Source organism: Mycolicibacterium vinylchloridicum (genome assembly GCF_013404075.1).
Lineage (GTDB): Bacteria > Actinomycetota > Actinomycetes > Mycobacteriales > Mycobacteriaceae > Mycobacterium > Mycobacterium vinylchloridicum.
This window is the reverse complement of the sequence record NZ_JACBJQ010000125.1, coordinates 1-4,794: the sequence shown is the minus strand read 5'-3', so window position 1 is coordinate 4,794 and position 4,794 is coordinate 1. Positions and strand designations below refer to the sequence as shown.

Annotated in this window: 5 protein-coding genes and 1 pseudogene; 4 read left to right on the top strand and 2 right to left on the bottom strand. The window is 63.9% G+C overall.

All coding sequences use genetic code 11. The annotated features are described in order from the left end of the window. From HPC46_RS33710 to HPC46_RS33700, 3 genes and pseudogenes are all read left to right on the top strand, one after another. Positions 1–282, top strand: a pseudogene (locus HPC46_RS33710) (hypothetical protein); the annotation flags it as partial. Positions 283–404: 122 nt separating this feature from the next. Further along, positions 405–1,244, top strand: a complete 840-nt coding sequence (locus HPC46_RS33705; RefSeq protein WP_179476334.1) for a hypothetical protein — start codon at positions 405–407, stop codon at positions 1,242–1,244. Between the two features lie 40 nt (positions 1,245–1,284). Then, the gene (locus tag HPC46_RS33700) at positions 1,285–1,806 is read left to right on the top strand and encodes a DUF4190 domain-containing protein (RefSeq protein ID WP_179476333.1); all 522 of its coding nucleotides are present in this window, start codon (positions 1,285–1,287) and stop codon (positions 1,804–1,806) included. Here the strand turns inward: HPC46_RS33700 and HPC46_RS33695 are convergent. Both HPC46_RS33695 and HPC46_RS33690 read right to left on the bottom strand, forming a co-directional pair. Further along, complete coding sequence (locus HPC46_RS33695) at positions 1,800–2,549, bottom strand: Rv3717 family N-acetylmuramoyl-L-alanine amidase (protein WP_218894943.1); 750 nt, start codon at positions 2,547–2,549, stop codon at positions 1,800–1,802. The two genes, HPC46_RS33700 and HPC46_RS33695, sit on opposite strands and share 7 nt — an antisense overlap. Before the next feature lie 65 nt (positions 2,550–2,614). Beyond that, on the bottom strand, positions 2,615–3,535 hold the full coding sequence (locus HPC46_RS33690) for an NHL repeat-containing protein (RefSeq protein ID WP_179476331.1): 921 nt from the start codon (positions 3,533–3,535) through the stop codon (positions 2,615–2,617). An 834-nt stretch (positions 3,536–4,369) separates the two neighbouring features. Between HPC46_RS33690 and HPC46_RS33685 the strand changes: the two genes are divergently transcribed. Beyond that, on the top strand, positions 4,370–4,669 hold the full coding sequence (locus tag HPC46_RS33685; protein ID WP_179476330.1) for a hypothetical protein: 300 nt from the start codon (positions 4,370–4,372) through the stop codon (positions 4,667–4,669). Positions 4,670–4,794: the final 125 nt, after the last annotated feature.

The window sequence follows — 4,794 nt, the reverse complement described above, 5'->3', positions numbered from 1 at the left end:
GTGCTGGATCTTATGGGCGACGTTGTATCCGGGCAGCGGTGGGGGCTGGGGACGATCGGCGGGGCAAAGTTCAAGGGTGGTTGGGGGCCGGGTACTGACGGGCGCTACCTGGTACGCCAGTACGGGATCATCGACACGCCGACCGGTCAGGTGGTGGTGGCGGTGGCTGCGGTCCCTGACTCGGGCGGCTTCGGTGACGGCACCGCCGTCCTCACCCGAATGACCTCCTGGCTGAACGACCATATCGGCGACGTCGGGGGAGACACGTGTGACCGGCACTGACCGGCGGCAAGCTTCGGCGTTGTCGGCCGAACGGATGAATCGTCGTCCACCCTCGGCTGGCCCATGTGGCTTACGGTTTACTGAACGCGATACTGCGGTCGGGATGAAAGTTACAGGTAGCGATGGCTGACGACGACGAACCCACCTGGGGTGACAGTTATCCGAACCCGGGCGCAGGCGCCTCGCCGAGCAACACCGGCCCCGCCCCTGGTCACACCATCCCGAATCAGCAGTCGATGCCCGTCATCGGGTCAGGTCATTCGACGCCGAGGATCAGCCAGCCGCACGCCGACTACCACCAGCAGGCCCAGCAGCATTTCGGGGCCGGCCAGCCGCCCGCGACGCCGTATCCGACCGCGACGCCCTATCCGGTGGCAACGCCATATCCGGCGGTGACGCCACCGGCGGCCGGCTACCCACCGGCATATCCGCCACCCCAGGCGCCGCGGCCCTCATACGGCTCGCACGCGCCCGGCCCGGCCAGAGATTCGTTCGTGATCCGTCTGATGGAGCGCGGTGTGCGCGGCGAACTCTTCCGTCAGCCGTGGTTCCATAACCTCCGCGGCCGGTCCCCCGACCCGTTTGTGTTTGCGACGTTCGCCGGCGGCGTCGTCTTGAGCATCCTGCTCGGATTGATCCCGTCGACCTTCCTCTCAACGCTGCTCATCCTCGCGGTGTGGGCAGCGATCGGCTACTCATACCTCGCGCTCGGCACCCGTCTGTCGCACCAGTTCCTCGAGTTCGGGATCTGCCTTGTGGGCGCCATCGTCATGTTGTGGCGGGCGTTGGTAACGGTGACGACGTTGGCTGCTGACCACAGCTTGGCTCGCTATCTCCATGTGTATGTGGAACCGGCACCGGTTCTGGTCCTCGTGCTGCTCATCGACGTGGCGACCGCCGCGTTCCTCATCTACGCCGGTTTGCAGCTCCATCGGGGCATCCAGCGGCTCTCACAGCCATGAGACGCCAAGCGTGCCAACCAAGTTCGGAGACTGATGGTCGATGACGGATCAAGATCCCAACTCCGTTGAAGGCCAGGGGCCGGCGCTACCACCAAGCCGGTTCGGCGCGGGCTTCACAGTCGGGGGTCACGCCGAGGAGCCCCCACCGGCCTACCCGGCCGCCAGCTATGGGACGTCCTACCCGCCCGCACCGGCATACGGTTCGCCCAATATCGGGTATCCGCCGCCGTCGGCGCCCGAACCGGGCGGCGCACTCCGCTATCCCGACCCGGTGCCTCAGCCCGTGGTTTATCCACCACCCGTCGCCGTGGGCTACCCGGTGCCAGTCGTGGTCCGCGGGACGAACGGAATGGCCGTCGCATCGTTCATATGTTCGCTCTTGTGCATGGGCATTCTCGGAATCATCTTTGGGCACATCGCCGTCTCACAAATCAATCGCACCGGCGAAGAAGGCAAGGGACTCGCGGTCGCGGGTCTGGTGATTGGCTACCTGTCCATGGCAGCCGTACTCCTGATCTATGTTGTACCGCTGTTGTTTTTTGCGGCCAGCCGACCCTATTGAGGTAACGCCGCCAGGTAGGTCTCGATGCCGGACGCGACGGCAGCGGCGTACCGCGCGCGCCCGTCGGCAGACTCCATCGTTGCGGCATCGTCGGCGTTGCGCATATTTCCCAATTCGACGAGTACGGCGGGGTATTGGGCCAAGTTGAGGCCGGCCAAGTCGCTGCGGCCGAACAGTCCGCCGGAGCCGATGTAGGTCGACGGCTGCAGGCCGTTGGCCACAATAACGTCGCGCATTGTCGTAGCTAACCGCACCGAAGGACCAGCCTGCGCGTCGTTCAGTGGGGGTGCGGAGTAGTTGACGTGGAACCCGTGGCCCGACTGTGGGCCGCCGTCGGCGTGGATGCTGACGATCGCATCGGGCTGTTGGGCGTTGGCCGCTGCGGCCCGCTGGTCGACGCACGGCCCCAGTGAAGCGTCGTCGGGGCGCGAGAGAATGGTGCGTACGCCTTTGTCGTTGAGCAGCCTCTGGATATCGGTGACCACCGCCCAGTTGAAGGCGTGCTCGGGATAACCGTCATTTGTTGTGGTGCCGCTGGTTTGGCAATCCTTGGTGCCGCCTCGGCCTGTGGGTACCTGGCTGGTCAGTGACGACTCGTACAGCCCACTGTGCCCGGGGTCGAGGACCACCACTCGGCCGGCCAGATCACCGGCGGCGTGAGCCTGTGCCGGGCCTGCCGCAAAAGCTGTCGCCGCCGACACCACAACAAGGACGGCGCCGGACAGGACGGTGCGTGCTCCCAACACCGCGCCAGGCTAACAAACACCGCTTCAGGTCGATCTCGGAGAATAGAAGACCGTCTCAGCGCCTATGGCTGGGTGACGACAACGACCCGTCTCCCCCGAACGGTTGTCACCGCGAGCGCTTTCCCCTGTGGTAGCCAGGAGATGGGGTCGAGGCCGGAGACTCGCACGGCTTCATCGGAGGTCCACATAGGGCGCACATTCGTGAACTCCAGCCTTGTCGAGCTCGTCGCATTCAACTCCCGTGAACACATGGCATGTTGATCGGCGCAGACGTACACGAGCCTTCCCGCATTATCGAAAGCAATGCCGGAGCTCGAGTCGATGTCGTCGATCTGGAGGGTCTCGAGACCGCCGTCGTCGGAGATGCGCAGGATCTTTGGCTTCACACCCCAGCCAATAGTCGCGTCGACGTGGAGCAGGACGTGCGAAGTCGAATCAGCTGCGAGCCCCTGGGCGGAGCCAGGAATCGTAGCGAGAACGTGGGGCTCGCCCGCTCCCGATTTGCGGTACACAGTCGTGGTCGCTCGATAGTTGTTGTTCTTGTCCTCGACCGACACGGTGTAGGCGAGCTGACCGCGCGCGTCTATGGCCGCGTAATCAACCTTCTCAGAGGTGACGTGCTGGGTAGTTCCAGTGTGTGGATTCCAAAGATGTGACCCGGTGAACACGGATCCGTCCGACCCGACCGCCAGCGAACGCGAAAACATCCCGCGGGAACTGGGAAATGCGTCCGGTGGAACAGGAAGCGCTTGCGACGACCCCGTGGCCGGGTCGACTTTCAAGACCGCGATGTCGTCTGGACTGAGGTGATCCCCGGCACCGGTCAGAACGTACAGCGTCCCGTCCGGTGCCGTGGTCACGTCGTCGATGCCGGTGTACTTCGTGTCTTGAACGTCAATCGTGGTGAGCGAGGAAACCATTTCCTGCTCGTTCTGATATCGGAGCCAACCAAACAGCCCGCCCGCCCCGCCGGCCACCAACAAGGCGACAGCGGCCGCGATACCCCACCGACGCCACCGCGACGAACGGCCGGTTGGTGAGCCACTACCTAGCGTCGGCCGATGATTCCCGACAGGGCGTCTAGCATCTTGAATCCAAAACTGCCAGTCAGCTGGTGCCGGCGGCCAGGCCGGATCCGGATTCCACCCAGATGGTGGCTCCCAGTTAGGATGCGGCACTGGCCAGCCCGGTGGAGGATTGAAGCGCATTCCTTGTCGCACCTCCGTGAAAGTGAAGGATCTAGGGTTGGTTACCAAAGATACTAGTTCCGTTTAATGCCAGTATCTTTCGGCGCGGCTCGCGCCTATCGATCTACGCCGAGTATTAAAGCGTCACGACTACGCCTGTGCACGCTTCATCCGCTGAGAAGCGATCCTCCCGACCACTGCCAAGAACCCGATGAATATGACGATGCCCGATGGGATTCCGTCCTGTTCTTCCGTATGCGAGTGAATCGACCGAGACCCGCTAACGCATGCGCGCACCAATGCTGCCACAATCGCCCCTGGTTCTCGTCGTCCGAACGAATGACATCCATACAATGGCTCTGACTCCCGAATCTGCAAGTCCCAGAGGCAAACTGAGGGTGCCGGTACTACGCTCGGCATCAACGGCGACCGAAAGGGTCCGTGATGCCGACGCGATTCAACGCTCCACCGGGCTGGCCGGTCCCTCCGCGCAATTGGCAGCCGCCCGCCGACTGGCGACCCGACCCCTCGTGGCCCCCAGCCCCCGCCGGCTGGCGATTCTGAGTTGATGACGAGGAGGCACCGGCGTGGCCACCGCGATACACAACCGAGCCCCCCGCGGTGCGGGGAGTGTACGCACAACCGCCCGCGGTTCAGGCCGCGATCAGCGCGGCTCTGCTGCTGCCTACCCTGCCCGCGTACTTCTTCGCCTATCGAATGAATGTGCCGTCCTGGCTGTCTTGGGCCCTGGTACTCGGACTCGAGGTGTACTTCATTCTCGTTGTCGCCCTGTGGTCTCGTCGGCCGAGCCGACGTGTCGCTGCGGCTGTAGTCGCGGTCGTCGGGCTTGGCCTCGACCGCGCACTGATCGCACTTACGCAATACAGCGAGGGGTCCTCGCCAACGACGCTCTTCCGCATCTCCTACTGAGCAATGATCAGAACCTGTGGATGACCCTCGGTGGGGCGGCATGAAAGTGGGCGCACCTTCCCGGGGATGATCTGAAGTCCAAGGTTCTCTGATCAAGACCGGCGTTGACGCGCTGGTTGGGAAGG